General features: G+C 66.7%; 29 protein-coding genes. 10 read left to right on the plus strand and 19 right to left on the minus strand.

Annotated elements, in window-relative coordinates; translation table 11 throughout:
• The first annotated feature begins 1,242 nt into the window (after positions 1-1,242).
• Positions 1,243-2,463 (plus strand): IS4 family transposase, encoded by a 1,221-nt coding sequence (locus PKD89_RS02465; RefSeq protein ID WP_020377940.1) that lies wholly within the window; start codon positions 1,243-1,245, stop codon positions 2,461-2,463.
• A gap of 943 nt (positions 2,464-3,406) precedes the next feature.
• Here the strand turns inward: PKD89_RS02465 and PKD89_RS02470 are convergent.
• Together PKD89_RS02470 and PKD89_RS02475 are read right to left on the minus strand one after the other, a co-directional pair.
• Positions 3,407-3,694, minus strand: coding sequence for a hypothetical protein (locus tag PKD89_RS02470; protein ID WP_287380020.1), 288 nt, complete (start codon positions 3,692-3,694; stop codon positions 3,407-3,409).
• 429 nt (positions 3,695-4,123) lie between these two features.
• The gene (locus PKD89_RS02475) at positions 4,124-4,405 is read right to left on the minus strand and encodes a hypothetical protein (RefSeq protein WP_287390456.1); all 282 of its coding nucleotides are present in this window, start codon (positions 4,403-4,405) and stop codon (positions 4,124-4,126) included.
• An 86-nt stretch (positions 4,406-4,491) separates the two neighbouring features.
• Here PKD89_RS02475 and PKD89_RS02480 point away from each other — a divergent pair, with 86 nt between their 5' ends.
• The gene (locus PKD89_RS02480) at positions 4,492-4,689 is read left to right on the plus strand and encodes a hypothetical protein (protein WP_287390459.1); all 198 of its coding nucleotides are present in this window, start codon (positions 4,492-4,494) and stop codon (positions 4,687-4,689) included.
• 298 nt (positions 4,690-4,987) lie between these two features.
• Here PKD89_RS02480 and PKD89_RS02485 read toward each other — a convergent pair whose 3' ends face one another.
• Both PKD89_RS02485 and PKD89_RS02490 read right to left on the minus strand, forming a co-directional pair.
• Positions 4,988-5,461 (minus strand): hypothetical protein, encoded by a 474-nt coding sequence (locus PKD89_RS02485; protein WP_289011286.1) that lies wholly within the window; start codon positions 5,459-5,461, stop codon positions 4,988-4,990.
• 148 nt (positions 5,462-5,609) lie between these two features.
• Complete coding sequence (locus tag PKD89_RS02490; protein WP_289011287.1) at positions 5,610-5,804, minus strand: hypothetical protein; 195 nt, start codon at positions 5,802-5,804, stop codon at positions 5,610-5,612.
• 407 nt (positions 5,805-6,211) lie between these two features.
• On the opposite strand from PKD89_RS02490, the gene PKD89_RS02495 reads away from it, so the two are divergent.
• The 3 genes from PKD89_RS02495 to PKD89_RS02505 all read left to right on the plus strand — a co-directional run bounded on the left by PKD89_RS02495 (position 6,212) and on the right by PKD89_RS02505 (position 8,007).
• Positions 6,212-6,931 (plus strand): HAD family hydrolase, encoded by a 720-nt coding sequence (locus PKD89_RS02495; RefSeq protein WP_289011288.1) that lies wholly within the window; start codon positions 6,212-6,214, stop codon positions 6,929-6,931.
• 213 nt (positions 6,932-7,144) lie between these two features.
• Positions 7,145-7,702, plus strand: coding sequence for a tyrosine-type recombinase/integrase (locus tag PKD89_RS02500; protein ID WP_324332253.1), 558 nt, complete (start codon positions 7,145-7,147; stop codon positions 7,700-7,702).
• The gene (locus tag PKD89_RS02505) at positions 7,684-8,007 is read left to right on the plus strand and encodes a hypothetical protein (protein ID WP_287380014.1); all 324 of its coding nucleotides are present in this window, start codon (positions 7,684-7,686) and stop codon (positions 8,005-8,007) included. The genes PKD89_RS02500 and PKD89_RS02505 overlap by 19 nt, the downstream gene beginning before the upstream one ends.
• Positions 8,008-8,077: 70 nt before the next feature.
• Here the strand turns inward: PKD89_RS02505 and PKD89_RS02510 are convergent, their stop codons facing one another.
• Entirely contained in the window at positions 8,078-8,341 is a 264-nt protein-coding gene (locus tag PKD89_RS02510) for a hypothetical protein (protein ID WP_287390464.1), read from the minus strand.
• Between the two features lie 44 nt (positions 8,342-8,385).
• Between PKD89_RS02510 and PKD89_RS02515 the strand changes: the two genes are divergently transcribed.
• Positions 8,386-8,619 (plus strand): hypothetical protein, encoded by a 234-nt coding sequence (locus tag PKD89_RS02515; RefSeq protein WP_289011289.1) that lies wholly within the window; start codon positions 8,386-8,388, stop codon positions 8,617-8,619.
• 81 nt (positions 8,620-8,700) lie between these two features.
• Here PKD89_RS02515 and PKD89_RS02520 read toward each other — a convergent pair whose 3' ends face one another.
• The gene (locus PKD89_RS02520) at positions 8,701-8,928 is read right to left on the minus strand and encodes a DUF433 domain-containing protein (protein WP_289011290.1); all 228 of its coding nucleotides are present in this window, start codon (positions 8,926-8,928) and stop codon (positions 8,701-8,703) included.
• 536 nt (positions 8,929-9,464) lie between these two features.
• On the opposite strand from PKD89_RS02520, the gene PKD89_RS02525 reads away from it, so the two are divergent.
• Positions 9,465-10,697, plus strand: coding sequence for an IS110 family transposase (locus tag PKD89_RS02525; protein WP_289011291.1), 1,233 nt, complete (start codon positions 9,465-9,467; stop codon positions 10,695-10,697).
• Positions 10,698-10,839: 142 nt separating this feature from the next.
• Here PKD89_RS02525 and PKD89_RS02530 read toward each other — a convergent pair whose 3' ends face one another.
• Both PKD89_RS02530 and PKD89_RS02535 read right to left on the minus strand, forming a co-directional pair.
• Positions 10,840-11,265, minus strand: a complete 426-nt coding sequence (locus PKD89_RS02530; RefSeq protein ID WP_289011292.1) for a type II toxin-antitoxin system VapC family toxin — start codon at positions 11,263-11,265, stop codon at positions 10,840-10,842.
• Positions 11,262-11,519, minus strand: a complete 258-nt coding sequence (locus PKD89_RS02535) for a type II toxin-antitoxin system prevent-host-death family antitoxin (RefSeq protein WP_287380009.1) — start codon at positions 11,517-11,519, stop codon at positions 11,262-11,264. The genes PKD89_RS02530 and PKD89_RS02535 overlap by 4 nt, the downstream gene beginning before the upstream one ends.
• A gap of 595 nt (positions 11,520-12,114) precedes the next feature.
• On the opposite strand from PKD89_RS02535, the gene PKD89_RS02540 reads away from it, so the two are divergent.
• Positions 12,115-13,056, plus strand: coding sequence for a 5'/3'-nucleotidase SurE (locus tag PKD89_RS02540; protein WP_289011293.1), 942 nt, complete (start codon positions 12,115-12,117; stop codon positions 13,054-13,056).
• Here PKD89_RS02540 and PKD89_RS02545 read toward each other — a convergent pair.
• The 3 genes from PKD89_RS02545 to purS are packed head-to-tail and all read right to left on the minus strand — an operon-like array spanning position 13,046 to position 14,788.
• Positions 13,046-13,801: a DUF429 domain-containing protein gene (locus PKD89_RS02545; RefSeq protein WP_287380007.1), complete on the minus strand. Its 756-nt coding sequence runs from the start codon at positions 13,799-13,801 to the stop codon at positions 13,046-13,048. The two genes, PKD89_RS02540 and PKD89_RS02545, sit on opposite strands and share 11 nt — an antisense overlap.
• Positions 13,802-13,826: 25 nt before the next feature.
• A complete protein-coding gene (gene purQ, locus PKD89_RS02550; protein WP_287380006.1) occupies positions 13,827-14,507 on the minus strand; it encodes a phosphoribosylformylglycinamidine synthase subunit PurQ in 681 nt (226 codons plus the stop codon).
• Positions 14,507-14,788 (minus strand): phosphoribosylformylglycinamidine synthase subunit PurS, encoded by a 282-nt coding sequence (purS, locus tag PKD89_RS02555; protein ID WP_287380005.1) that lies wholly within the window; start codon positions 14,786-14,788, stop codon positions 14,507-14,509. The genes purQ and purS overlap by 1 nt, the downstream gene beginning before the upstream one ends.
• A gap of 55 nt (positions 14,789-14,843) precedes the next feature.
• Here purS and PKD89_RS02560 point away from each other — a divergent pair, with 55 nt between their 5' ends.
• Positions 14,844-15,479, plus strand: a complete 636-nt coding sequence (locus PKD89_RS02560; RefSeq protein ID WP_289011294.1) for a DUF998 domain-containing protein — start codon at positions 14,844-14,846, stop codon at positions 15,477-15,479.
• On the opposite strand, the gene gpmI is transcribed toward PKD89_RS02560, so the two are convergent.
• From gpmI to purD, 6 genes are read right to left on the minus strand one after another with little or no spacing between them, the layout of a single operon-like run.
• Positions 15,452-17,107 carry a 2,3-bisphosphoglycerate-independent phosphoglycerate mutase gene (gene gpmI / locus PKD89_RS02565; protein ID WP_287380003.1) on the minus strand — a complete coding sequence of 552 codons (1,656 nt, stop codon included), beginning with the start codon at positions 17,105-17,107 and terminating at the stop codon, positions 15,452-15,454. The genes PKD89_RS02560 and gpmI overlap by 28 nt on opposite strands.
• Before the next feature lie 50 nt (positions 17,108-17,157).
• Positions 17,158-18,045: a phosphoribosylaminoimidazolesuccinocarboxamide synthase gene (locus tag PKD89_RS02570; protein ID WP_287380002.1), complete on the minus strand. Its 888-nt coding sequence runs from the start codon at positions 18,043-18,045 to the stop codon at positions 17,158-17,160.
• A gap of 31 nt (positions 18,046-18,076) precedes the next feature.
• Positions 18,077-19,543: an adenylosuccinate lyase gene (gene purB, locus PKD89_RS02575; protein WP_289011295.1), complete on the minus strand. Its 1,467-nt coding sequence runs from the start codon at positions 19,541-19,543 to the stop codon at positions 18,077-18,079.
• Positions 19,543-20,079, minus strand: a complete 537-nt coding sequence (purE, locus tag PKD89_RS02580) for a 5-(carboxyamino)imidazole ribonucleotide mutase (RefSeq protein ID WP_289011296.1) — start codon at positions 20,077-20,079, stop codon at positions 19,543-19,545. Before purE ends, purB begins: the two co-directional genes overlap by 1 nt.
• Entirely contained in the window at positions 20,076-21,308 is a 1,233-nt protein-coding gene (locus tag PKD89_RS02585) for a 5-(carboxyamino)imidazole ribonucleotide synthase (RefSeq protein WP_289011297.1), read from the minus strand. Before PKD89_RS02585 ends, purE begins: the two co-directional genes overlap by 4 nt.
• Positions 21,305-22,546: a phosphoribosylamine--glycine ligase gene (gene purD, locus PKD89_RS02590; protein ID WP_289011298.1), complete on the minus strand. Its 1,242-nt coding sequence runs from the start codon at positions 22,544-22,546 to the stop codon at positions 21,305-21,307. Before purD ends, PKD89_RS02585 begins: the two co-directional genes overlap by 4 nt.
• 77 nt (positions 22,547-22,623) lie before the next feature.
• Here purD and PKD89_RS02595 point away from each other — a divergent pair, with 77 nt between their 5' ends.
• Positions 22,624-23,868, plus strand: a complete 1,245-nt coding sequence (locus PKD89_RS02595) for a M20 metallopeptidase family protein (protein ID WP_289011299.1) — start codon at positions 22,624-22,626, stop codon at positions 23,866-23,868.
• 24 nt (positions 23,869-23,892) lie between these two features.
• On the opposite strand, the gene PKD89_RS02600 is transcribed toward PKD89_RS02595, so the two are convergent.
• Together PKD89_RS02600 and PKD89_RS02605 are read right to left on the minus strand one after the other, a co-directional pair.
• Entirely contained in the window at positions 23,893-24,393 is a 501-nt protein-coding gene (locus PKD89_RS02600) for a PPOX class F420-dependent oxidoreductase (RefSeq protein ID WP_289011300.1), read from the minus strand.
• Positions 24,394-24,453: 60 nt separating this feature from the next.
• Positions 24,454-25,686, minus strand: a complete 1,233-nt coding sequence (locus tag PKD89_RS02605; RefSeq protein ID WP_289011301.1) for a hypothetical protein — start codon at positions 25,684-25,686, stop codon at positions 24,454-24,456.
• Between the last annotated feature and the right edge of the window lie 36 nt (positions 25,687-25,722).

The following is a 25,722-nucleotide window of genomic DNA, read 5'->3' on the forward strand; positions in this document are numbered from 1 at the left end:
CAGGAGAGGTGACCGACGCTTCGCATCCATCAGATCTGAGTCACGGTAAGGAACGCTACCGGGATTCAAAAACGTTCGTTTGTGAGACACCCCTAGCCAAGCGTTAGCTGGGCTGCAGAGTGTGACAAGGCCTAATGGGGCCAGCGAACTGGCGACCGCCTGAGTCGGCGACTGACCCTCGCCGGCGCTCAGCAGTCGACGTACGTGGTCCGCTGCCCCTTGCCGCAGCTTCCACAGAGGGAAAGCGTGTCGTCCTGATTGTCTAGTACAACCGACCAATCGCAGTTGGTACAGCAGTACTTGCCTTTGCCGGGTTTCTCACCGATATCATGTGAGGCCATTGGTGCAGTATCGCATGGCTCGCCCCGGGGCGCCGGGGGTTACCGCCGGTGGGTGATGGTCGTCATGACCAGGTATGAGATCTCGACGCCGCCAGTCGGCGGAGTACGTCAAGATCAGCATCTGGCAAACACGAGACGACGAAGGCTGCGCCTGGCATCCGGTGGCACGCTGGACGATCTCGACCGATCAGCTGTAAGCGTCCAAAACGATCAAACCCCGAGGCGTACCTTGCGGCAGGGGCCTCGGGGAGTTCTCTGCCATCATAACCGTGATGCCACCAGCGCAGCCAGGACACCTCCAAACGATCCAGGAGTACCTCTCTCCGGCGCGGTTCCAGCCGTACCTTGACGCGTGCGACAACGACCCGCAGCTGGCCCTAGAACTCTACGAGTGGAACGTCGCGATTTCTGCCGCCTTCTGGGAGGTCATCGCGTTAGTTGAGGTGACCATGCGTAACGCGATGCACGATCGCCTCACGGAGGCCTACGACGACCGTTGGTACGACAACCAGTCCATCCTTGACGATCGCTCGCTCGAAGCAGTCGGCATCGCAAAGAGCCGTGCCCGACGGGGTTTACCAGCCGGAGCTGCCCCGACCCCCGGCAAGGTCGTCGGCGAGATGAGCTTTGGCAACTGGGTAGCCCTGCTCGATCGTGGTGGGGACTCGACCCATGAAGGATGCAGGCTGCGTTACCACGACACCCTGTGGCTACCGGCTCTTCGGTATGCCTTCCCTTCAGGGCTCGGCCACCAACGGAAAACCAATCAAGGGCTGCGGACCGTTCAGACCCTTCGAAACCGCATCGGACATCACGAACCGATCTTCAAGAAACCGTTCAAGGACACCCGACTTAGCCTCAATGCCGTTAACTTAGAACTACAGGGGTGTAGTATCGGCGGATGGCTCGTGTTGGACAGAGAACGGCTGTTGCCGGTGGTCAGTTGGCGGATTCGGTGTCGGTGGGAGTGTTGGAGAAGGCGTTCTCACGAGCGCTTGTCGATGAGGTGGTCGAGGCGTGTGGCCGGAAGGAGCAGCGGGTGAGGGCGCTCCCGGCCCGGGTGATGGCCTATTTCTGTTTGGGGTTGGCGCTTTGGTCTGACGGGTCCTATGAGGACGTGTTGGGCATGGTGTCTTCGGGGCTGGTGTGGGCCCAGGGTGGTGACGGTCCGCCGCAGATGGCTTCGAAGGTGGCGTTGTTCAAGGCCCGTGTCCGGTTGGGCCCGGAGCCGTTGGAGATGTTGTTCCGTCGGGGTGCTGTGCCGATCGGCAAACCGGACTGGGACGACTGTTTTCTGGGTGGCCGGCGTTTGTTGGCGATCGATGGGACCACGATGGATGTGCCCGACACGACCGCCAATGATGAGCATTTCGGTCGGGCTGGTGTGTCCAAGGGTGAACGTTCCGCGTTTCCGTTGGCCCGCCTGGTCGCGGTCGCGGAGTGTGGCACCCATGCGATCTTGGACGCGGAGATCGGCCCGTACACAACGTCGGAGGTCGGCCTGTCGAAAGGGCTGGTCGACCGGTTCACACCGGGCAGCCTGGTGATCGCCGATCGGGGGTTCTATGGCTACGACCTGTGGGTTCGGGCCGAAGCGACCGGAGCCGATCTGTTGTGGCGGGTCAAGAAGAACCTGAAACCTGTGTTCGTGGAGGACCTTGGTGACGGGTCATGGCTCGGCGAGATCCGCCGTGGAGGCCGGGCGGGCCGCAAAGCGAATCCGGTCAGGGTGCGGGTGATCGACTACACCGTCGACAACGGCACACTCGACACCGACGGTGACGACAACACCGACGGCGGGTTCCGGTTGATCACCACCGTCTTGGACCCCGCCGACATTGATGCCGGCGACCTCGCCGCGGCGTATTGGCAGCGGTGGGAGATCGAAACGGTTTTCGATGAGTTGAAGACCCATCAGCGTGGAGCCCGGGGTGTGCTGCGGTCGAAGTCACCGGAGCTGGTCCACCAGGAACTGTGGGCCATGTTGTGTTGCCACTACGCCATCCGGCTGATGATGGCCGACGTCGAGGTCAACGGCGGCCGAGACCCAGACCGGGTCTCGTTCGTTGCCGCACTCAGAATCGCCCGAGACACCGCCCAACAGGGCGGCTTTTCCCCCTGAGCTGGAACTCGCCCGGCTCTGGAACATCGCCACCACCCTCCTCGCTCGGCGTCTCAACCCCAAACGACGAGCCAGATCGTTCCCCCGCGTCGTCAAACGCAAGTACACCAAATGGCACGTCAAACGGGCAGCCCACGCCGACTGGCCACAACCAGCCCACCTACCCGAAATCACCCTCACCCTCGTATGTTAACGGCATTGGACTTAGCCTCGCCGGCCTCCACCAGCATTGCCTAGATGTGACCGGGTGGATCTCTGCTGATCTCTCCACCTGGGTGACCAACACAAGCCGCGTCCCGACTGTCCTCACTAGCAGGCCCCCCATCGCAGATCCCTAACGGCACCAGCGTCGTTGCCTGGCGTGCCGGTATCGGTGGGACGAGTGACTCGACGATGAGCCCCACCCGATCGCGCTCGGTGCGGACCCGGAGTTCCCCGGTGTTCGCCCCAGCAGCTCGTCGACGCACCCCTACGGCGTTGGGAAGGCCCGCAGGGTCAAGGTGACCACCCCCCCAGGATGATGACTACTCCGGTTGCAGTGAGAGCACCACCTGTTCCATGCCTGGATCGCTCGGCCGTCGTTCAACCAAGGAACAGCGGTTCGGGCAGCGAGCGCTGCGTCCAACGCTGAGTCGTATCGGGCCGACGAGAATCCACCGACGATGGTCCACCGGCCACCGTCTTCGGGTTCGGAGCGCAGGTGTTCAAAGCCGAAGCCGCCCGCTGGATCCTCGAAGAGATCGACACACAGCGTTCCGTCATCGAACGGGCTGCTCTCGAGCACGATCCATCCTCGATGGTTGACCCGTCTACCCATCGCCCAGACGGTACCTCGACCACGGACCTCACAGAACCTATCGATGCCTCCGCCGGACAGACCGGGAGCCCTGTCCGCCCCGCGCGTCGCTGGGCTGTCCCGAACCCTGAAATGGGGCGAGCTGCTTCAGCCTTCCCAGAACGACGAACCCGGCTGGGGCTTGATGCCTTCTCCGTCTATCTCGAGCGAGATACGAAACTTCGGGGACATCAAACCGGTCGGCTCGGTCGTCACAACGCAGTGGGAACCTTCAAGTTCGAACACCTGGGACGATCGCCAGCGCATCGGAATGATGCTCTCGTGGCGTTGTTGTCCGTCGACGAACACTTCACGGCGTCCACCCCAGTACGTCCAGTCAAGACGGACGATGTGGTCCTCACCCTTGAGCTGAAACTTCCACGTTTTGTGCTCCACGTGTCGCAGTGTGCCCAGGCCGGAGTACGACCAAACTTCGCCTACTACCAGGCGACGGAAGATCGCTCAGCCCAGCTGGGTCAGAGATCAGCGCTCCTCGATGGCGCTCGCTAGCCACTCGGCAGGACAGGCAGCGATGCATTCGACCGTCTCGAATACGGCCGTATTTGAGGCCGATTCGGGCCGGTGAGCGTCATGAGGCGCCCCTCACTTGACCGGCGGCGTCCGACTTCGCCGGTTGCCGAGTGGGTGGTGGCGCGCTTCGAGCGCGATCATCGAGCGGGTGCCGGCCGTTCGGGGAAGTTGCCCAGTTCCGGACAACGGGCGGCCGATGTCGGCAGCAAGTTGAACATGCATCGAGGCGATCGGTTCGCGCTCCGAATGGGCGCCACCCGGGATGCCACTGGCTACCTCCGCTGAGGACGCTGATCAGGAGCCTGGAAGTCGTTCAAAGCGTTGGCGAGCGCCTTGGCGGGTAATGCCAAGCTGCGCTCCGATGACCCTCCACGATGCTCCTTCGCGCCGGGCGAGCAGGGCGGCTGAGTTGATTCGGTCGACGGCATCCTGGCGTGCCGCTGCCGCCGCGCGGAGCTCCGCGAGTGCACCTCCGCCACCGACGACGTAGCCATCCTCGGGTGCGTCGTCGAACGCTTCGACGATTGACGCTGCTTCTTCATCGGTGAGGTTTCTTGGGTGCTTGGATGTCTTCATCGAGGGTCACCTCCTGGAGGGCCAATCAGTTTCAGATACTTACGTCGGGCCGGCATCGCGTGGATCACGTAGTCACGTTCTCCTGCTTGGAGCACGCCGACCTCGAGGAGCGCAGCCTGGCGATCCGGGCGGACCAACATGGTGAAGTCAGGCTGATCTGGATGGCTGATCCACCCAAGAGCGTGGTCGATTGCATGGTCGATGTCGTCGTCGGAGATGCCGTGCTTGCGAGCACTTGCCAGTATCTCCACAGCGACAACCCTAGTTGCCACCAGCCCGGCTGACAATAGAAGTTGTCAGCTCGGGAACGTCCGCCGGACAACCTGACCGCACACAGCCCATCTGACCGCCCAGAATCACCTGGCGGGCGCCGCCTTGTCCACTCAGGAACGGCCCTGGTGCGGCGCCGCATAATCCCGGACGAGCCCGTCGAATACGGGGCGCATGTTGTCGTGCGCCAGTTGAAAGGGACCGGGCTGCGCCAGCTGCAGGGGACCAGCTCAGCGGGACCGCACACATTCAGGTAGCCGAGCTGACTCTCGGGATCGCTCCACCCATCCTGGCCGTTGAGAGTGCCATGCCCTACGCCGATTTCCGTCGAAGCACCGCCACCCATGCCGCAACTACCAGCGCAGCGGCGACGGCGCCGAGCCAGGGAGCAACCGTTCTCGACTCTTCTGCGTTTGGCTGGTCTTGGACGGCCGTCGTTGACCCCGGTGGCGGCGAAGCCGGTTTGGGCTCGGTGGTGGATGGGGGCGTGATTGCCGGTGCGTCGCTGATCCGAAGCGTCGGTTCAACGTAGGGAATGTACGGAGCGGCCCCGGTATGCCGTGCGTTCAGTTGGGCCTCGCCCGGCGATGCGTCCGCTGGGACCACCATCTGCTTTTCAAATCCGTACTGGTTGTCGGCGTCAACGGTCCCCAGCACCCATTCTGTGTCGCCCTGGGTGAGGACGATCTCGATATCGGTCGCTGGGCGACCTAGCACCCCTTCGCCGTTTGGTGGCGGTCCGGTGTCGTAGCAGTTGTCACCCCACGCTTCGCCGGTCACCGTCACTTCGCCACCTCGATCCACATCCTGAGGGCTGAACGACATTGACGGGCCCGGACAGTCGGCGGATGCCGGGGGTGCGGAAACCAGACCGGCAGCCATCATCCCGACAAAGAAGGCGAACACGCCAAGACGGCGTTTGCTAGGTACGGCGCTACTGGTCATCGCAGGCATCCTTTCCTGGAAGCAGCGTCCGGACCACCAATACTCGCTGCTCGTCCCGTACGCCCTGGTCGATCAGCCCGAGCGGGGTGGGCCAGGTTCCAGCTACAGCCGAGTGGGTCATGGGCTGGTCGGCGGTGGCGGAGCACCCGCCGAGCACCCCCGCCGCCACGACAGCGGCGGTCACCCGCCCCGACGGCACAGGTACGCGGGCGTGACGGTCTCCGACTCGTTGCAGCGATCCCATACTTACTCCGACGCCCGCCGAGCCGTTCGAGTTCCCCAGAACCTGTTCGATTCCAGACTTGGAGCCCAGCTGACGCCGACGAAGCGAAGCAAGTGAAGAGCCCACGCATAACGACAGCGCATAGTCACGCCGTGGAGTGCCAACGAGCCACTCGGTATCGGCCCCAGTCGCACGCTGCATAATCCCGGTCAAAGGCGGCCGAAAGCGCCGACACTGCAGCGCGGTGTTCTCGTGCCGCGATCTCGCTCGAGGCCCTGGTTGTGGGGAGCATCCGCTCTCAAGTTGTTGATCGCTAGCGGGGCGTAGACTGGTTGCCGGGCTCCGGCGCCCGAGCCGGAGCCGCAGAGATGACAAAGAAGAATCGGGACAAGCGGGCTTTGCTCTTCGACTTCTTCGGAACGCTGGTCGAGTATGAGCCCGACCGGACCCGGCTCGGATACCCCGACACCCACGAACTGGCGGTGTCGCTCGGGTTCCAGTCCGATCACGACTCACTTCTTCAGACCTGGGACGAGGCGTCGATGGCTCTCGAACGAGCCGCTCGACTGACCTTGCGTGAGTTCTCGATGTCGGATGCCGCAGCTGCGTTCGCGGACGCAGCCGACCTAGAACCGGCACCTGAGGACGTCGATCGGCTGGGCATGTCCTTCGTCAACGAGTGGGCCAGACACATCCAACCCGTCCCGGGCGCAAGCGAGATGATCCGGCGGTTGGCGGCGACGTGGTCGATCGCGGTCGTGTCGAATACTCATGACGTCGGGATGGTTCCGAGGATGCTGGGGGAGATGGCGATCGACGTTGAGGTGTCGGCGGTGGTGCTGTCGGTCCAGCACGGGTGGATGAAGCCACACCAATCGATTTACCGGGCGGCGCTCGAACGCGTCGGCTGCCGTGCCGATGAAGCGGTGTTCATTGGTGACAGCCACCAGGCCGACTGCCTCGGCCCAACCACGGCTGGGATGGGTGCGTTCCTGATCGACCCAGGACGTGCGCACTCAGTGCCCGAAGAGCACCGGCTGTCAACCGTCTGCGACGTCGAGAAGATTCTCGACGTGAAAATTCGCTAGCCAGTTGCCTCGAAGGTCTCGATGTTGGTGCGCCCGGTCGCAGCCGGTCACCCCATTGGGCCTCAAGGTGGACGGGTCTGTCAGCCAGCGATCCACGCCTGCGCATATCTACACCACATAATCTCTGATTCTGCATGTGCCGAGCCCGCACTACTGCCGCCCTCTTGGGGCACCCGATAACGCCGCCACCGGTCGCCGGGTGGGCGTTTCTGGGTGTTGGTGCCGGTTGGTGGTGGGAGGGTTGATCCCGCCTCTTTGGGAGGCTGGGTCACCAAGGAGGCCATCATGGCCGATACCAACTACACCCACGCGCTACCCGCCGAGATCGTCCAACCTGAGGACCCGCTCCTGGTGTCCGGACGAGTCGCCGTCGCGGCTTTCCTGGCTGGCTACTCCAGTGGCACACGTGTCAGCTACACCACCGACCTGCGGATCTTCGCCGGGTGGTGCCACGACCACGATCTCAACCTCTTCAACCTCAAACGCGCGCACCTTGAGCTGTTCGGCCGGTGGATGGAACAGGAAGGCCGGATGGCCTCCACGATCGCCCGACGCCTGTCGACGTTGTCGTCGTTCTACAAGTACTGCCAGATCGAAGACACCATCACGAAGAACCCAGCAGCCAACATCCGTCGACCCAAGGTTGACTGCGAGTCCCGCACCCTTGGCCTCGACCGCAACGAACTCAGTGCCCTGCTGGTCCAGGCAGGTCTCGGGGACCTCCGAGACGGTGCCCTCATAACCTTGCCTTGTTGGCGCTCAACGGGCTGAGAATCTCCGAAGCGCTCAACGCCGACATCGAGGACCTGTCGACCGAACGCGGCCACCGAACCCTCGCAATCGTGCGCAAAGGCTCCAAGCACGTCACCATCCCCATCGCACCACGCACCGGCAGGGCACTCGACCTCTACATCGGTGACCGGACGATGGGGCCGATCTTTCTCGACGTCCAGGAAGCAGCCAGTCACGCCGACCCGAGAACCACGATGCGCTACGACCGGGCCAGGCGCAGCCTCGACCGGCACGCCACCTACATCGTGTCCACCTTCGTCGCCGGAGCCACCCGCCAAAGCTGACGAACCGAACGATCCGCAAGCAGTACCGAACGAGATCGCTGGGACCGAAGCTGCGCCTGGCCGGGTGAGGCTACGCGGAGAGCTTGGCGGCGTATTTGCGTTGCGCCGCCTGCTTAGAGACACCCAGCATCGCTCCGATTTCGGACCAGGAACGATCGGCTTCTCGAGCGCTGCGAATCGCGTCCAGCAGTGCGGTGTCGACACCGTCTCGCTGTTCAACCAACTCCGCGATCGCCCGAAGAGCCGCAGTCCGGGCCTCGACCAGATCGTTGACGTCCACCTTCTCGGCCCATCGCTCGAGGGCGTCGGCTCGGTGTGCTCGTGTCGTCGTCATGGCGTCCACCAGCCTTTCAGGAACTTGGACCGTGCTCGCATTGCGTGAATGATCGCAACTCCATCTGTATCGTCGACGACCCCGACTTCAAGTGGCTCAGCGTTCGAGGATGGCCCGATGAACATCGTGACATCAGGATCATCGGTCTCGAATCCTCGCCAGTGGTGTCGAAGTGCGTGGAGCATGTCGTCATCGGAGACACCGTGCTTGCGAGCGCCCGCCTCGATGTCCACCCGTTCACACTAGGCACTCGAATGACCGTCGTCAACATCTGTTGACCCGCAGATGCTCAGTCGAATGCCCGGCTTCGACCAGCAATCCGACCAGGACCGGTGAGACGTTCTGGTCGAGCAGAAACCTCACGCCAAGAGGAGAGGCAACTGGCGTTCCTGCACGGCGAGCCCTGCGAACTTGAGCGCTTCGACGATGTCTTCGGGCTCAAGATCAGGGTGCTCAGCGAGGATCTCGTCGTTGGCCATGCCATCGGCAACCATCGCGATGACCGTGGCCACGGGAAATCGCATCCCTCGTATGCAAGGCACGCCAGCCATGACGGCCGGGTCTGAAGTGATCCTGGTGAAGACCATCCTCTCAGGCTACTCCGACCTTCGCGCCCAGGGCCCCGCGCCAGGACGAAAGGCTCGATGCCCAGATCAGAGACAGTCACTCTGGCGACGGTGCCGCCCCTCTTCCGGCAAAAGCGCGCTGGCGTAGCGGCGACGGCGTCCACGGGGGGTGCTCGTCAACGCTCAACGGGATGTCCGCCAGCAGGAACGAAGGGTGCCACAGTTCGGCCCTTATGCCGTGCCGCAGTTTCACTGGCAAACGCCCGTCAGGACCTGACACCGCACAGTTTCCGGTACGCATTGATCGACGTGGCGTCAGACTTTCCCAGTCAGTCTCTATGGCGGGTGCGCCATCGGGGTGAGGATGAAATGATGGGTGGGTGGCCGCTGGGGTGTGGTCGCCGTTCATTCTTGGAGCCGAGAGCCCGCAGTCAGTCTGGTGCGAGGCCCGAAGGACCGGGGAGTGTTGCTTCGAGCACGAACCCCAGATTTTGATTCGTTCCTGGTCTTCCCTCAGCGGCCGCATCACGCGGGCATGACCTGGGAGGGTGAGCATTATGAGACGGATTTCGAACCGGGTGGCCGGTTTGGATGTGCATCGGGACTCGGTGACCGCGTGTGTTGAGATATTCGACGGCGTCGAGGTGTCGGTGATCAAGGAGCGGTTCTCCACCACCGTCAAGGGGGTCCGTGGGCTGGGCGAGTGGCTCGCGGATGCCGACGTTGAGTTGGTGGTGATGGAATCGACCGGTGTGTATTGGAAACCGGTGTTCTATGGGCTGGAGGGCCGTTTCGACGACATGTGGCTCGTCAACGCCCATCATGTGAAAAACGTGCCGGGTCGGAAGACCGACATGTCCGATGCGGAGTGGCTCGCCGATGTGGCCGCACACGGGATGGTTCGGGCGTCGATGGTCCCAGAGCCCGAGATCCGGGCGTTACGGGAGTTGACCCGCTACCGGAAAACCCAGATTGTTGCCCGTGGGGTCGAGATGCAGCGTCTGGAGAAGGTTCTCCAGGATGCCGGGATCAAGTTGACGTCGGTCGCATCGAAGGTGTGGTCGAAGTCGTCTCGGGCGATGATCGAGATGCTCATCTCCGGGCAAGTGGACCCCGAGGTTCTCGCCGAGCTGGCCAAGGGACGGATGCGGCCGAAGATCCCCGCGTTGGTCGAGGCGTTGGAGGGCCGCTGGGGCCGCCAACACTCCGTGGTCGCCAAAGCGATCATCGCCCACATCGATTTCCTGGATACCACGATCGACGAGCTGTCAGATGAGATTGTTGAGGCGACCCGCCCTTTTGACGAGCTGGTCCGGTTGTGGTCGACGATCCCTGGGGTGTCGACCCGGACCGCTGAGATGATGGTCGCTGAGATCGGTGCCGATATGGGCCGGTTCCCTTCTGCCAAGCATCTTGCTGCGTGGGCCGGGCTAGCGCCGGCCTCACACGAATCGGCTGGGAAGCGTCGGCCTGCCGGGACACGACAAGGCAGCCGGCATCTCCAAGGCGCCCTTGTGGAAGCCGCCCGTGCAGCGGCGAGAACCAAAGGGACGTTCCTTTCCGAGCGCTACAAGCGGATCGCTCGGCGGCGAGGACCGAACAAAGCCGCTGTCGCGATCGCTCACAGCATGCTGGTCGCCGCCTACCACATGGCCATCACCGGGGAGATCTACCGCGACCTGGGCTCCGGCTACTACGACAACCGCAAAGACCCCAAAGCCAAAGTGAACCGGCACGTCAAGGAACTCCAAGCAGCCGGATACACCGTCAACCTCACCCCCGCTGCCTGACCCAACCGGCCCCCCAAATCAGAATCTTCGGGGCTTCGCCCCGACCCCACCCTTGACGCGCCCAGACCCGAGCCAACTACACCTCATTTCACCCCAGTGCCGAGCACGACCGACCGCCGTCAGGCCGGACGAGGTTCCCAGGTCATGGCGTCGTCAACGCGACGGAGATTCCGATCGCCTGAGCGGCCGCTCCGAGTTTGCGATCGCCCGTCACGAGGGCTAGTTCTCCATCGTTGGCGAGCGCCGCCGAGGCAAGGTGTACTGCGTCGTAGCCTCGGAGCCCGTGGGCCTGTGCGAGATCGCCTGCGAATGCCGCTAGCTCGGCTGATAGCTCGATGTAGCCGATCTCTAGGGCGATCGAGTCCAGGTCGTCTACAGCTTGTTCCAACCCCGCGACGGTCAATCGACTCATTCGTCGAGCCTGGGCCAGCGCTGCTCGCGCTTCGGGATAGATCAGGCGCGTGCTGATGACGCGCGTCGCTTCGTTCCACAATCGGCCACACGTCGATGATGCAGGTTCGCTGACCACAAGCGGAACGAGCGCTGACGTGTCGAAGTATGCAATCACCGACGCTGCTCAGCGACTAGGTCGCTCACGGTTCCGCTGCCGCGCACGGGCGGAGCGGTGCGTGGGCGCTTTTCGTGAACTGGCGGCGAAATCAGACCTTCGCTGATGAGGCGGTCGATCGGGCGCTGCTGGTCGAGCGGCACGAGACGGGCTACGGCCTTGCCGTGGTCAGTCACGGTCACATCGTGGCCGTCCCGCACGATGCTGAGATAGCGACTGAGGTTGTCTCTGAGTTCTCTCACGCCGGCTTCCATCCCCGCGATTATGGCGCTTTTCAGAGAGGAAATCTAGCCACATGTGGTGAAGGGCCACGGGCCGCTGTTCCGAGTTGCCGAGCCTGCCCAGCGGCCGCAGGCAAAGCAATTGCTGCTGCGTCGGTGGTCCGCTCAACAACGCTCTGCGCAGCCCAACGGGCGAGTGGGAAGCCGTGCTGGAGAACCCCGCCCCCGCCAGGATCGGCGGAGCAGGGATGTTTGCAACCCAGCGAACCTTGTCATCGTTGCGGCCGGCCCTCAGTGACGGGAGGCAAAGGTCCTTGGCGAGCGCCCCCGCCGAACCAGATCGGCTCATCCCGTTGGGCGATGGCCACCGAATAGCCGACCACCTGGTTCTTGGCCGCCCTTGGCGAACCTCGGCCGTCGTATCGCCGCTCACCCGGCTTGAACCACGTCGTTACGGCTGAAGCGCAGCTCGGTGGTCCAGCGACAGCAGCGGTATGAAGCCGCTCCCAAGCGGCCGGGAGAAGATCTCGCCCGTCCGGACACAGGCGGCGCTACGCTGCGCCGTAGCCCATTTAGGTGACCGATGACACGGACCCGTCACCGGCACCGGGCCCACCAGGGGAACCACATGAACTCGACCACGCAGGCCCAGACCAGTCGACCGCTGGCCCGACGAATCGCCATCGCAGCTGCCGCCGCCGTACTGGCGCTGCTCGGCATCACGACGCTCGAACACGCACGAGCGGGCGCGCAGGACGTCGACCCGCTGGTCATCCTGGTCAGCAACGACGACGGCATCGGCGCCGACGGCATCGACGCGTTGGTCGAGGCGCTGCGCGCCCGGCCCGACACCACGCTGGTGGTGTCCGCCCCGGCGACCAACCAGAGCGGCAAGGGCGACTCGACCACACCGGGTGGAGCGCCGGGCGCACCGGGCACAACCGAGAGCGGCTTCGCCGGCACTGCGGTGGCCGGCACCCCGGCTGACTCGGTGCAGTACGCCCTCGACAACCCAGGCCCGGCGGGGACGCCCGACCTGGTGATGACCGGCAGTAACGACGGTCAGAACATCGGCTTCCTGGCCCCGATCTCCGGCACGGTCGGCGCCGCCCAGACCGGCGCACGTGCAGGCATTCCCGCCCTCGCCGTCTCGCAGGGTCTCGGGGACCCGCCGGACTTCCCGGCGTCGGTCGGCGCCGCCATCGACTGGCTGGACGCCCACGAGGCCGCGCTGCGCGACGGCACCGAGCCGGTGCAGGTCTCCAGCATCAACGCCCCGACCTGCACCGACGGCAACGTCCGAGGCGTCGTCGAGGTGACCAACGACCTCAACCCGGACGCCAACGTCGGCCTCCAGGACTGCACCTCCACCCTGGAGAACCCCACGACCGACGTCGAGGCGTTTAACAACGGCTTCATCTCGCTGACGATCCTGCCCAACGACTTCCCCGACGCCGAGGAGCCGACGACGACCACGACGGTGCCGCCGTCGGCCGACGAGGCCCCCTCGTCCGCCAACGAGGCTCCGTCCGCTGCGGCAACTCCCCTGGCACCGGCCTTTACCGGCTGAGCCGCTCGGCCGAGACGCCGGCGACGTGGATCCAGCCCTCGCGACGGGCGGCTGGTAGGTCGGCCTCCGGAGGCGGCGTTCCCCGTCCGGTGGCCACGGCCCGGGCCACCAGCGCACAGATCAGCGCATCCAGGCGATCGTCGGAGCCCACCATCGCCTCACGCACCTCGGTGCTGAACGACAGCGTCGGCAGTGCTGCGACCAGCCTGGCGACCAGGTCCACCCTCAGCTCCCGTCCCGGCGCGCCCTTGTAGCCCCGGGAAGGCCAGCCCCAGGCGGCCAGGGCCCCGGCCGGGTACGTCTCGGCGACTGCGCCGTCTCCGCCGGAGCGGTCGACGACCAGCCCCTCGTCGACCAACCGGCGTTGCAACGCTGCGGCCCGCAGAGCCGGAACGCCGATCATGTCGGTCGACACCGACAGCGGCCATCGCGCCGGGTCGGAGCCTTCGGCGAAGCGCCGGTCGGTCAGCCGGTAGCGCATCAGTCGCCGCTCCTCGGGGCCGGCGGCGGCCACTCCTCTCCCCCGGCCTGGACCGCTGTGATGCTTCGCGATCGCCGCCACAAACGCGTCGGGCCAGCCGAGGGGCACGTCCCAGCCGCTCAGCGGCGCCCGGTGAGCGAGGGCGACGATGGCGTCGTCGTCCACCGGGCCGTCGGACAGCTCAATCGAGCCGCTCGACCAGTCGATGGCGCACAGCGCCGTCCGCTTCGGATCGGCGGCCAGGTCCACCCCGCCGGTGATCACGGGGCGTCTCGCCGGGCGAGGAAACTCAGGCCGGAACCGGTTGGGAGGCCGACTCGACCAGCGCCTCCATCAGCACCCGTCCGTCGGTCGAGCCCAGCAACTCGTGGGCGGCACGCTCGGGGTGGGGCATCAGGCCGACCACGTTGCGGCCCTCGTTGCACACGCCGGCGATGTCGTCGGCCGACCCGTTGGGGTTGTCGACGTAGCGAAACACGATCCGGTTCTCGGCCCGAAGCATGGCCAGCGTCTCGGGGGCGGCCGTGTAGTTGCCCTCGAAGTGGTTGACCGGGATCGACAGGTGACGACCCACCTCGAGGCCCTGCGTGAGCGCAGTGTCCACAGAAGCCACCTCCAGTGTGCTGGGTCCGCACACGAACTTCAGTTGGGCGTTCTTCTGGAGCGCACCGGGCAGCAGGCCGGCCTCGCACAACACCTGGAACCCGTTGCAGATGCCGACGACGGGCCGACCGGCCTCGGCCAGCGCGATCACTGCGGGCATGATGGGCGAGAAGCGAGCGATGGCGCCGGGCCGCAGGTAGTCGCCGTGGGCGAACCCACCGGGCAGCACCACAGCATCGACCCCGTCGAGATGATCCTCGGCGTGGAACACCAGCCGTGGCTCGGCACCGGCGTCGGCCAGAACCTCGGCCGCATCGAACTCGCAGTTGGTTCCGGGGAAGCGGATGACCGCCACCACGGGAGCCATCAGGCCGCCCCGGCCGTGGCCGCTGTGCTCTCCAACCGGGTCAGGCGAATCTCCGCCTCTTCGATCACCGGGTTGGTCAGGAACTTGTCGCACAGCTCCTCCACCTCGGTGCGTGCTGCTGCCTCGTCGGCGGCGTCGAGGCGGAAGCGGACGGTCTTGCCGACCGCCACCCCGCTGATGCCGTCGAAGCCGAGGGCTCCGCAGGATCGTTCGATGGTCGCACCCTCGGGATCGGAGATTCCGGGGCGCAACGAGATGTCAACGACGACGTCGAAGGTCATGGCCCCATGATCCCACACCGTCCGGCACAGAAGGATTCCTGTAGTGTGGCATCCCGTGGCGGGCGGGAACGCAACAAACCCGGCGGCGGGCCAACTGGTCGGTGTTGTCGGGCTGATCTGCTCCGCCGCTGCTCTCGCACTGGTGCCGCTGGTGCTCCCGGCGTCCTACTCGTGGGTGGAGCACACCACCAGCGAAGCCGGCGCCCAGGGTGTTCACGGTGCCTGGCTGGCCCGAGCAGGCTTCGTCCTGTTCGGGCTGGCGGTGCTCTGGATCGGCCGCCGACGTGGCTCCGCGTGGGGCCGCCTCGCCACCGGGTTCCACTTCGTCTTTGGGGTCTGCATGATCGCGGTCGCCGCATTCTCACTACGGTCATGGCTGCCCGGCGTCCCCTTCGACCCGACCGAGGATGCACTGCACTCGGTCGCTGCGACCGTCATGGGGTTCGCCTTTGCGTTCGGAGTGCTCTCGGTCGTCTTTCGTCGACGAACCAACGGGGAACCGTGGCGCACGTTGGATTTGATCGCCATTGCGACATCGGTGGCTGTTCCGCTCGGGATGACTGCGCTCGGCTCGATCGACGGCGTGCTACAGCGGCTGATGTTTGTGGTTGCGTACCTCTGGTACGGCGGCGAGGCCTGGGCCGACTTCGCCGATGCGGCCGGTCAGAAGTTGATGATCGAGGGGAGGTAGTCGTCGGGGGCTTCGTAGCCGAGCAGGTTGAACACCGTGGCGGCGACGTTGGCCAGGCCGTGGGCCGGCCCGGGGGCGGCGCCAGTCACGTGGTACTCGCCGTCGTAGTTGGGGTCGTGGATCGCAAACGGCACGGGCGACAGGGTGTGGCTGGTCTTGGGTGAGCGCACGCCGTCCGACTCGGTGAACATGATGTCCGCGTTGCCGTGGTCGGCGGTGTAGATCAACACGCCGTCGAGCTCATCGATCACCTCAACCAGCTTGGCCATCGACTCGTCGATGATCTCCATGGCCTCGACGGTGGCAGGCAGGTGGCCGGTGTGGCCGACCATGTCGCCCGATGGGAAGTTGAGACGTCCAAACCGGTACTCGCCCGAGCGCAACAGGTCGATCGTCTCGTCGGTGATCTCCCGAACCTTCATCGCCGGCGTCGTGTCGAACTCGACGTTGTCGGACGGGATCTCGATGTAGGTCTCCAACGCCTCTTCGATGTAGCCCGACTTGTTGCCGTTCCAGAAGTAGGTGACGTGCCCGAACTTCTGCGTCTCGGAGATCGCAAAGCTGGTGACGCCCTCGGCGCAGAGGAACTCCCCCATCGTCCGGTCGATCGCCGGCGGATTGACCAGGTACTGCGTCGGCACCTCCAGGTCGCCGTCGTACTGCAACATGCCGGCGTAGAACACGTTGGGTCGCGACTCGCCGTCCGGGCCAGTGCGATCGAAGTGATCGAAGTGGTCGTCCTCGAACGCCTGGGAGATCTCGATCGCCCGGTCCCCCCGGAAGTTGAAGAAGATCACGGCGTCGCCGTCGACGATCGTTCCCGCCGGCTCGCCGCCGTCGCCAAGGTTGCGTTCGACGACGAACTCGCCGAGGTACTGATCGCCCCTGTCGGTCTCGCCGTACATTGTTTCCACCGCTTCGGTCGCCGACGCCACGCGCCGCCCCTCGCCGAACACGTGAGTGCGGTAGCCCCGCTCGACCATCGGCCAATCGGCGCCGTAGCGGTCCATCGTGATGCGCATGCGGCCGCCACCCGATGCGATCCGGAAGTCGCGGCCGTCGCCGGCGCCGTTGATCTCGGCGAGCACCGCTTCGGTGGCCTCGATGTACCCGAGGGCCGACCGGGCGGGCACGTCACGGCCGTCATGGAGGAGGTGCACGGCGCAGCTGGTGACACCGTCGTCCGCCGCCCGATGCAGCAACTGGTAGAGCTGCTCGTTGGTGGAGTGGACCCCGCCGTCGGAGTGCAGCCCGATCAGGTGGAGCGTTCCGATGCGGCCATGGTCGACAGCTTCCCTCCACACATCGGTCTGAAAGATCGAGCCGTCCGCCATCGCCTTGTTGACCAGCTTGGCGCCCTGCTCGAAAATTCGGCCCGCTCCGAGCGCGTTGTGGCCGACCTCGGAGTTGCCCATGTCGTCATCTGTCGGCAGGCCGACCGCCGGGCCGTGCGCGGCGAGCTCGGTGTACAACTCGCCCGAGGTGAGCAGGTCCAACGTCGGGGTGACGGCCTCGGTCACCGCGTTGCTCGCCCCGGGAGGTGCCACCCCCACCCCATCGGCCACGACCACGAGCACCGGGCCCGGACGGCCGGAGAACGACGGATGCTTTGACAGGCTCAGCGACATGCGCTCAGGGTAGGCGGACATCGACCGCCCCCAACCCGCCGCGGCGAGCGTCAGGTAGTTGCGCCGGGCCAATCGGCCAGGGACCTGCCGGTGAGTCGGGCGTACGCCTCCCGGTAGCGGGCGGCGGTCTCGGTGACTACGTCGGGCGACAGGGTGGGCGGCGGCGGCGTCTTGTCCCACGGCTGCTCGGACAACCAGGCCCGCAGCGGCTCCTTGTCGAAGGCGGGCTGGGGTTGTCCGGGGGTGTACCCCTCGGAGGGCCACACCCGGGACGAGTCCGGGGTGAGCACCTCGTCGCACAGCACCAGTTGGCCGTCGATCAGCCCGAACTCAAACTTGGTGTCCGCCAGGATCAGCCCCCGCTCGGCCGCTGCCGCCGAACCGGCGGCGAACAGCGCCATCGCTGCCGTCTCGACCCGCTGGGCCAGCTCGCCGCCGAGAATGTCGGCGGCTGCGTCGACCGAGATGTTCTCGTCATGGTCCCCCACCGCCGCCTTGGTCGACGGGGTGTACATCGGCTGGGGCAGCTGGGCCGACTCGACCAGACCATCGGGGGCTGGCATGCCGTGGATCGTTCCGGAGGCCGAGTACTCACGCCAGGCCGATCCCGACACGTAGCCGCGCACGATCGCCTCGACCGGCAACATCTCCGCCCGTCGGGTGAGCATCACCCGACCGGCCCAGTCGGGATGCTCGGCGCCGTCGGGCACGTCGGCCAGGTCGCAGCTGATCAGGTGCGACCCGATCGAACCGTCGCCGACCGAGGCGAGGTGATCGAACCAGTACGCCGACGTGGCGGTGAGCACCCGGCCCTTGTCGGGGATCACCTCGTCCATCACCACATCGAAGGCCGAGATGCGGTCGGAGGTGACCATCACCAGCCGGTCGTTCCCGGCGTCGTAGATGTCGCGCACCTTGCCCGAATAGATCAGCTCCATGTGAGGTTCCTTTCGAACGCCGGGTCCCCCATTACAGGACCAGCGCAGGGGTGTAGGCCGCCGCCTCGGGGTGGGCCTTCAGGGTTCGCTCGATGCGCTCGACCACCGTCGCAACCTGCTGGGGAGCGGTGCCGACAAAGTCGAGCGGCTCGCCCAGCGCGGCGTCAATCTGGCCCCGGTCCAGCCCGAGAGCGGGCTCGCCGGCCAGGCGGTCGAGCAGGTCGTTGCCCTCGGTGCCCGCCTCGCGCATTTCCCGAGCGACCGTCACCGCGTGGTCCTTGATCGCCTCGTGGGCAGTCTCTCGGCCCACGCCGTTGCGCACGGCCGCCATCAGCACCTTGGTCGTCGACAGGAAGGGCAGGTAACGGTCGAGCTCGCGCTGGATCACGGCCGGGTAGGCACCGAAGCCGTCGAGCACATCGATGAACGTGTTGAACAGGCCGTCGGTGGCGAAGGCCGCGTCGGGCAGCGCCACCCGCCGGACGACCGAGTCGAACACGTCGCCCTCGTTCCATTGGTGCCCGGCCAGCCCGCCGATCATGGCAACGTGACCATCGAGGATCACCCGCAGCCCGCACACCCGCTCGGCGGATCGGGCGTTCATCTTGTGTGGCATCGCCGAGGAGCCCACCTGGCCCTCGCGGAACCCCTCGGTCACCAGCTCGTTGCCGGCCATCAACCGGATGGTCGTCGCCAGCGACGACGGGCCGGAGGCCAACTGTGCGAGCGCTGTCACCACCTCGTAGTCGAGCGAACGCGGGTACACCTGCCCCACGCTGGTCAACACGTTGGCAAAGCCAAGGTGGGTGGCCACCCGGCGCTCCAGGTTGGCCACCTGCTCGGGCGAACCGAGCAGGTCGACCAGGTCGGCCTGGGTGCCGACCGGACCCTTCAGGCCCCGCAGCGGATAGCGCTCGATCAGCGCCCGCAGCCGGTCGTGGGCCTCGAGCAGCTCCTCGGCGGCCGACGCAAACCGCTTGCCGAGCGTGGTCGCCTGGGCGGCCACGTTGTGGGACCGCCCGGCCATCACCGTGGTGGCGTGGTCGGCCGCCAGCTGCGCCAGGCGGGCCAGCGAGGCGACGGCCCGGTCCGCGAGCAGCTCCATCGAACGACGCAGCTGCAGCTGCTCGACGTTCTCGGTCAGGTCACGGCTGGTCATGCCGGCGTGGATGTACTCGTGGCCCGCCAGCGCGCTGAACTCCTCGATGCGAGCCTTCACGTCGTGGCGGGTGATGCGCTCCCGGGCGTCGATCGAGCCGAGATCCACCCGGTGGGCCACCGCCTCGTAGTCGGCGATCACACCGTCGGGGACGTCCATGCCCAGCTGGGCCTGCGCGGTGAGCACCGCAATCCACAGCTCACGCTCCAGCACGATCTTGCCCTCGGCCGACCAGAACTCGGACATCTCCGGCGAGGCGTAGCGCCCGGCGAGCACGTTGGCGACCGGCGAACGAGCGGCGGCACCCTCGGAGGTGCCGGTCTGGGGGGTGGTGGCCATCAGGGCGTTCCTCCGTCGGTGGGTTCGGGCTGAAGCGAGGCGTCCTGGGCGATCGCCTTGGCCTCGAGCGCCCGTGCGTGGGCTGCGAGCGCCTCGGCCAGGTTTGGGTCGGCCAACGCCAGCATGCGGACCGCCATGAGCCCGGCGTTCTCGGCCCCGCCGATCGCCATGGTCGCCACCGGCACGCCGCTTGGCATCGACACGATCGACAGCAGCGAATCCTCGCCGGAGAGGTGTTTGGATGGCACCGGCACACCGACCACCGGCAACGTGGTCATCGACGCGACCATGCCCGGCAGGTGGGCTGCCCCGCCCGCACCGGCGATGATCACCGACAGCCCGCGTTCGGCCGCGCCGGTGGCGTAGTCGACCATGCGGTGGGGCGAGCGGTGGGCCGAGATCACCCGCACCTCGTGGCTCACGCCGAAGCGCTCGAGAGCCTCGGCCGCCGGTCCCATCGTCTCCGCGTCGGAGGACGAACCCATGATGATGCCCACCGTCGGGCCTGTGGCGGGCGGGGCGTCGGGTTGGCTCATGTTGCCTCCTCATCTCGGCCGTCGAGGGCGCGTGCCACCGCCGTCGCACGGGCGAGCGCGCGGTCGGCGTCGTCGTCGCACACGGTGACGTGGCCGATCTTTCGCTCCGGCCTGGGGGTCTTTGCGTACAAATGAACCTTGGCGGCCGCGTCGACTGCCATGCCGGCTGCCAGGCGCGCCCTCGGCTCGGGGGCTTCCTCGCCGGATGGCCCGCCTGCGCCGACCACGTTCACCATGGCGGCGGGGCTGCGCAGCGACACGTCACCGAGGGGCAGGTCGAGCACGGCGCGCAGGTGCTGCTCGAACTGGCCGGTGAGGCAGGCATCGGAGGTGACGTGTCCCGAGTTGTGAACACGGGGGGCGATCTCGTTCACCAACACCGCACCACCGGTGGTGATGAACAGTTCCACCGCGATGACGCCGACCGCTTCGGCGACCAGCGCCACCTCCTCGCCCACCTGCCGGGCCCGCGCCAACACCGCCTCGTCCAGCCGGGCCGGAACGACCACCTCGTTGCACATGCCGTCGCGCTGGATCGTCTCCAGCACCGGGTAGGTCGCGTGCTGCCCGCCCGGGCGGCGGGCGGTCACCACCGCCACCTCGGCCGCCAGGTCGAGGGCCGGCTCAAGCACGAGCGGCGCACCGGTCCACCCGACAACAAACTCGACCAGAGCGTCGGCATCGTCGAGAAGGAAAACCGCCCGCCCGTCGTAGCCGCCGCGGCTGGCCTTGGCGATGACACGGGGTCCGTGGGTATCGGCAAAGCGCCGGGCGACCTCGGTTGGGGACGGGCCGGCCATCGGCGAACCCAAAGCACCGGTACCGGCAGGGTCGACGATCTCGAACGGGGGCACCGGGCAGCCGGCCCGCGCCAGGCGCTCGCGTTGATGGGCCTTGTCGGCGAAGCGCAGCGTGTCCGGGCTGGGCCGAACCGCCACGCCGCTTGCCACCGCCTCCTCCAGCGCAGCCCAGTCGACGTTTTCGTGGTCAAACGTGACGACATCCACACCGGCGGCGAAGGCGGCGATGGCCTCCGGGTCGTCGGGGTTGCCGGTCGTGACCGAAGCAAACACGCCGGGGACCCCCTCGTCCGAGGCCCCCGCGAGGACCGACACCCGAACACCGAGCGACACCGCCGCCTGGGCGATCATGCGGGCCAGTTGTCCCCCGCCGATGATGCCCACCCGTGGCACGCCGGTTGGGGCACTGCCCGTCTCGGGGTCGCTCATGTGCGGGCCGCCGCCGTCGAGGCGATGTCGGTGCGGACGGTCATGCCCCGCCAGCGCAGCTCGGCCACCCCCGCGTAGGCGCGCTCCCTCGCCTGGGCGATGTCGGCGCCTCGGCCGCACACCGACAGCACCCGACCACCGGCGGTCACCAGAGCGCCGTTGTCGCCGGTGGACACACCCGCGCCGTAGACGCTGACCCCGGGCACCGCGCGGGCCGCTGCGAGGCCCTCGATGCGGTCCCCGGTGCGCGGCGCTGACGGGTATCCCTCGGATGCGCACACCACGTTGACCATCGCGTCGTCGGCGAACGTCGGTGGCGCCTCGATCGATCCGGCCGCCGCCTGGGCGAGCAGTTCGACCAGGCTGGAGGTCATCCGAGGCAGCACCACCTGGGTCTCCGGGTCGCCGAAGCGCACGTTGTACTCGAGCAGCTTCGGCCCGTCGGAGGTCAGCATCAGCCCGGCGTACAGCACGCCCCGGTAATCGATGCCACGGCGCCGCAGCGCCGCCAGCGTCGGGGCGATGAAGTCGTCGGCGACGATGCGTTCGAGCGCCCCGTCGGCCAGACCGCCCTCGGCGAGGTAGGGGCTGTAGGCCCCCATGCCGCCGGTGTTGGGGCCGGTGCCGTCATCGCCGATGCGCTTGAAATCCTGGGCGGAGCTCAACAGCACCCCGCGCCGGCCGTCGCACACGGCAAACACCGACACCTCGGGCCCGACCAGACCCTCCTCGATCACCATGGTCTGCCCGGCGTCCCCGAAGGCCCGTCCGGACAGGTAATCGTCCACGCTGTTGCGGGCCTCGGCGAGGTCGTCGCTAACCAGCACGCCCTTGCCGGCGGCCAGCCCGTCGGTCTTGATGACGAACGGTGGCGCCATCGTGTCGAGGAATGCCCGAGCCGGTGCCGCCTCGGAGAACGTCCCGTACCGGGCGGTCGGCACCCCTGCCTCGGCCAGCAGGCCTTTCATGTAGGCCTTGGACCCCTCGAGCTGCGCCCCATCGACACCCGGCCCGAACACCAGCTGGCCCTCGGCCCGCAGGCGGTCGGCCAAGCCGTCGACCAGCGGGGCCTCGGGCCCGATGACGAACAGATCCGCATCCAGGTCCTCCGGAGGAATATCGACCGAGCCTTCGATCAGCGGGTTGCCCGGGCTGACGAGCACCTCGGTTGCGTCGCGTCCCAATACGTCCGCCAGCGCCGCCTCGCGCCCGCCCGATCCGACCACACAGACTCTCACCGTCCCATCATGCACCAGGCCGCCGCAGCGATCGCTACCCGGGCACCGACCGGCGGACGCCCCGTAGAGTCCCGGTCATGGGGGACATCACATCGAACACCGCCGGATCCGACGACGTGCTGAGCGAGCTGGTCGCCGATGCCACCGGCCTGGCCGTCGATCTCACCGGGTGGCGACGCGACCTGCACCAACACCCGGAGCTGGGCCTGGACAACCCGCGCACCCAGGACGTGATCGCCAAGGCGCTCAAAGCGCTGGGCGTTCCGATTCGGAGGGGCAGGGCCGCCACCTGGCTGGCGGCCGACATCGTCGGCAACCCCGACGGCCCCACCATCTTGTTGCGGGCCGACACCGATGCGCTGCCGATGACCGAGAACACCGACGAGCCGTTCAGCTCGTCGATCGAGGGACGTGCCCACACCTGCGGCCACGACGGTCACGTGGCGATGCTGCTCGGCGCCGCCCGGTTGCTCTTCGCCCGGCGTGACGGTCTGCCCGGCACGGTGCGTCTGGTTTTCCAGCCGGGCGAAGAGGGATTTGCCGGCGCCAAGGTGATGCTGGACGAGGGCATCCTCACCGAGGGCCTGACCACCCCGGTCGGCGCCGCGTTCGCCATCCACGTCACCCCGAACGCCCCGGCCGGTTTCATGGCGACGCGGCCGGGCCCACTGATGGCGTCGGCCGACGAGTTCACGGTGAGGGTGAAGGGTCGCGGCACCCACGCATCCATGCCGCATCTCGGCATCGACCCGATGCCGGCGGCCGCCGAGTTGGTCGGGGCGTTGTCCACGATGGTCACCCGTCGCATCGAGGCCTTCGACCCGGCGATCGTCACCGTGGCCCACATCACCGGCGGCACCACCCACAACGTCATTCCCGAACAGGTGCTGATGGAGGGCACGGTGCGCTGCGTCTCCGCTCACACCCGCGACCGGGTGGAGGAGCTGTTCGCCGAGGTGGTACACGGCGTGACCGCCGCCCACGGCTGTACCGCCGAGATCGACTACCAGCGGGGCTACCCGGTGACCATCAACAACGAGGAGATGACCGGGTTGGTCGGCGACGTCTGCGATCGGGTGCTGGGGCGGGATCGGATGTTCCCGCTACCGTCGCCGGTGATGGGCGCCGAGGACTGGAGTTACATCCTCGAACGGGTGCCGGGCGCCATGGCATTTCTCGGCGTCTGCCCGGCCGACATCGAGAACTTCCTCGAGGCACCTGCGTGCCATTCCGACGTGATGCGCCTCAACGAGGACGCATTGCCCTTGGGCGCCGCGATGCACGCCGGGGTGGCCCTGGAGTGGCTTAGCCGCAACAGCTAGTCCGCCGGGGCCGAGAGTTGAGCCTCAGACCTCCGGTTCAAACATCGATTCGGGAAACCCGCCGCTTGCGATCGGCCCCCAGCGGGTGACGTCGATGCGGATCAGACACTTGCCCTGCTCGGTCATCGCGTCTCGGTATTCGTCCCAGTCGGGGTGCTTGCCCGAGATCGACCGGTAGTAGGCAATAAAGTCATCGAGGGCGCCCGGCAGGTCCAGCACTTCGGCGCTGCCGTCGATCTGCACCCACGGCCCGTTCCAGTCGTCGGACAGCACCAGCATCGACACCCGGCTGCGTCGCCGCACGTTGGCCACCTTGGCCCGTTCCGGGTACGTCGAAGTGATCAGGCGACCATCGGGCAGCAGCCCGCCCGACAGCGGCGACAACTGGGGTCGCCCATCGGCGCGGCTGGTGACAAGGATCCAGCGATGCCGGTTGCGGACGAAGGCATCCAGCCCCGTCCGGTCCGCCTGCTCGTTGCGGGCGATGTAGCGGGCCCTGGGGTCGCTGCGCGGTATCTGCTGCATGGTCAACCCTGCCACGACGCCTTCCAGTTGCAGAGCCTTGGCGAGATTGTGACGCGGCGATCAGCCGGTGAACTTTGGTGCCAGAGGTGCTGGTACTGCGCCGACCGGGGCCGACCCTGGAGCCGACGGCTGACCGGGGCCGGTCGGCGGCTTCGGCTGTGCTGAAGGTCCTGATGGCCGACCGGACCCGCTCGGCGGTTCCATCAAATCCGACGGCCCCGACGGAGTCGACGGCCCCGACGGAGTCGACGGCCCCGACGGAGTCGACGGCCCCGACGGAGTCGACGGCCCGGACGGAGGTGACGGTTCGGACGGAGGTGACGGTTCGGACGGATCAACAGGCGATGGTGCTGGATCGCATGTCGGTTCGTTGAGCGTCACCGGGATGCTGAAACCTTCGAGGCTCACCTCGGGTGCCGTGGCGTCGGCCCCCAGGAGCACATCCAGCCCGCCTGGAAACTCGGCGACGATCGTGAGGTCGTCCACCTCGAACGGCACCGGAAAGGGACCCGGTTGGGTCTCCAATGCTTCATCGAGCGACGCCTGGCCTTCGGGGGTGAGCCCGATCTCGAGGCGCGGCAGCTTGGCCGGGACGTCGTCGGGGCAGCCGGACGTGAACGTGGCCGTGAAGTAGCTGGCGAATTCGTTCTCATCCACGCCGCCGTTGAAGTCGTCACACGACCCAACGTGGACCAGTCCAGCGATGCCGTCGATCAGCACGTCATCGGCTTGAAGGTCGGCGGGAACGTCTCGAAACTCAAGGTCGTCGCTCGCCACGGTGAAGACGATCTCGCCGGCCACCACCTCCACAGGATTCTGAGAGAAGTTGACCACGACCAGTTGCGGAGGGAACACCTCACCGTCGATGTCGCATTCCGGATACAGCAGCGCCGAAAGGTTGGCGCCGGGGCACGACTGCTCGTAGAACTCGACGATCGGTTGCAGCACGACATCGGCTCGGTCGATGAGATCCCCTCGCTGAGCATCTGTGAGTCCTTCGATGCCCCCGGCAGCTGCGACCTCCGCGGAAGCGGCGGCCGAGAAGGCCTCCAACGCGTCCAGGCTGTCGGTCAGTTCTGCGGGCGCGACATTGCGGAGCGCAGCGAGAAGTAGCGCCCCCTCAGCGGTTTGCTGCTCGAACTCCTCGTCGTTGGCCGGAATCCCACTCGCATTGTCGAGCACGTCCAACAGCGGCGCACAGAACTCGGGCGCCACCACCGGCGGATCTCCCTGGGCGCCCGCTACGGCGGGAGCAAGCAGTGCACCCAGCATCATCATCACAGAGGCGATCACGCCCAAGAAGCCCAAGCTTCTGAAACCGTGAGCGGG

Origin of the sequence: Candidatus Neomicrothrix sp. (assembly GCF_035329545.1) — a bacterium.
GTDB lineage: Bacteria > Actinomycetota > Acidimicrobiia > Acidimicrobiales > Microtrichaceae > Microthrix > Microthrix subdominans.

What these genes read in the sequence shown, in the direction of transcription:
- purQ (WP_287380006.1), bottom strand. Translation starts at nt 14,507, where the DNA reads ATGGCTCCCGTGGTGGCGGTCATCCGCTTCCCCGGAACCAACTGCGAG.
- PKD89_RS02520 (WP_289011290.1), bottom strand. Translation starts at nt 8,928, where the DNA reads ATGGTCTTCACCAGGATCACTTCAGACCCGGCCGTCATGGCTGGCGTG.
- PKD89_RS02510 (WP_287390464.1), bottom strand. Translation starts at nt 8,341, where the DNA reads ATGACGACGACACGAGCACACCGAGCCGACGCCCTCGAGCGATGGGCC.
- gpmI (WP_287380003.1), bottom strand. Translation starts at nt 17,107, where the DNA reads ATGTCGCTGAGCCTGTCAAAGCATCCGTCGTTCTCCGGCCGTCCGGGC.
- PKD89_RS02595 (WP_289011299.1), top strand. Translation starts at nt 22,624, where the DNA reads ATGGGGGACATCACATCGAACACCGCCGGATCCGACGACGTGCTGAGC.
- PKD89_RS02570 (WP_287380002.1), bottom strand. Translation starts at nt 18,045, where the DNA reads ATGGAGCTGATCTATTCGGGCAAGGTGCGCGACATCTACGACGCCGGG.
- PKD89_RS02535 (WP_287380009.1), bottom strand. Translation starts at nt 11,519, where the DNA reads ATGGAAGCCGGCGTGAGAGAACTCAGAGACAACCTCAGTCGCTATCTC.
- PKD89_RS02540 (WP_289011293.1), top strand. Translation starts at nt 12,115, where the DNA reads ATGAACTCGACCACGCAGGCCCAGACCAGTCGACCGCTGGCCCGACGA.
- purE (WP_289011296.1), bottom strand. Translation starts at nt 20,079, where the DNA reads ATGAGCCAACCCGACGCCCCGCCCGCCACAGGCCCGACGGTGGGCATC.
- PKD89_RS02465 (WP_020377940.1), top strand. Translation starts at nt 1,243, where the DNA reads ATGGCTCGTGTTGGACAGAGAACGGCTGTTGCCGGTGGTCAGTTGGCG.
- purB (WP_289011295.1), bottom strand. Translation starts at nt 19,543, where the DNA reads ATGGCCACCACCCCCCAGACCGGCACCTCCGAGGGTGCCGCCGCTCGT.
- PKD89_RS02600 (WP_289011300.1), bottom strand. Translation starts at nt 24,393, where the DNA reads ATGCAGCAGATACCGCGCAGCGACCCCAGGGCCCGCTACATCGCCCGC.
- PKD89_RS02585 (WP_289011297.1), bottom strand. Translation starts at nt 21,308, where the DNA reads ATGAGCGACCCCGAGACGGGCAGTGCCCCAACCGGCGTGCCACGGGTG.
- PKD89_RS02495 (WP_289011288.1), top strand. Translation starts at nt 6,212, where the DNA reads ATGACAAAGAAGAATCGGGACAAGCGGGCTTTGCTCTTCGACTTCTTC.
- PKD89_RS02475 (WP_287390456.1), bottom strand. Translation starts at nt 4,405, where the DNA reads ATGAAGACATCCAAGCACCCAAGAAACCTCACCGATGAAGAAGCAGCG.
- purS (WP_287380005.1), bottom strand. Translation starts at nt 14,788, where the DNA reads ATGACCTTCGACGTCGTCGTTGACATCTCGTTGCGCCCCGGAATCTCC.
- PKD89_RS02525 (WP_289011291.1), top strand. Translation starts at nt 9,465, where the DNA reads ATGAGACGGATTTCGAACCGGGTGGCCGGTTTGGATGTGCATCGGGAC.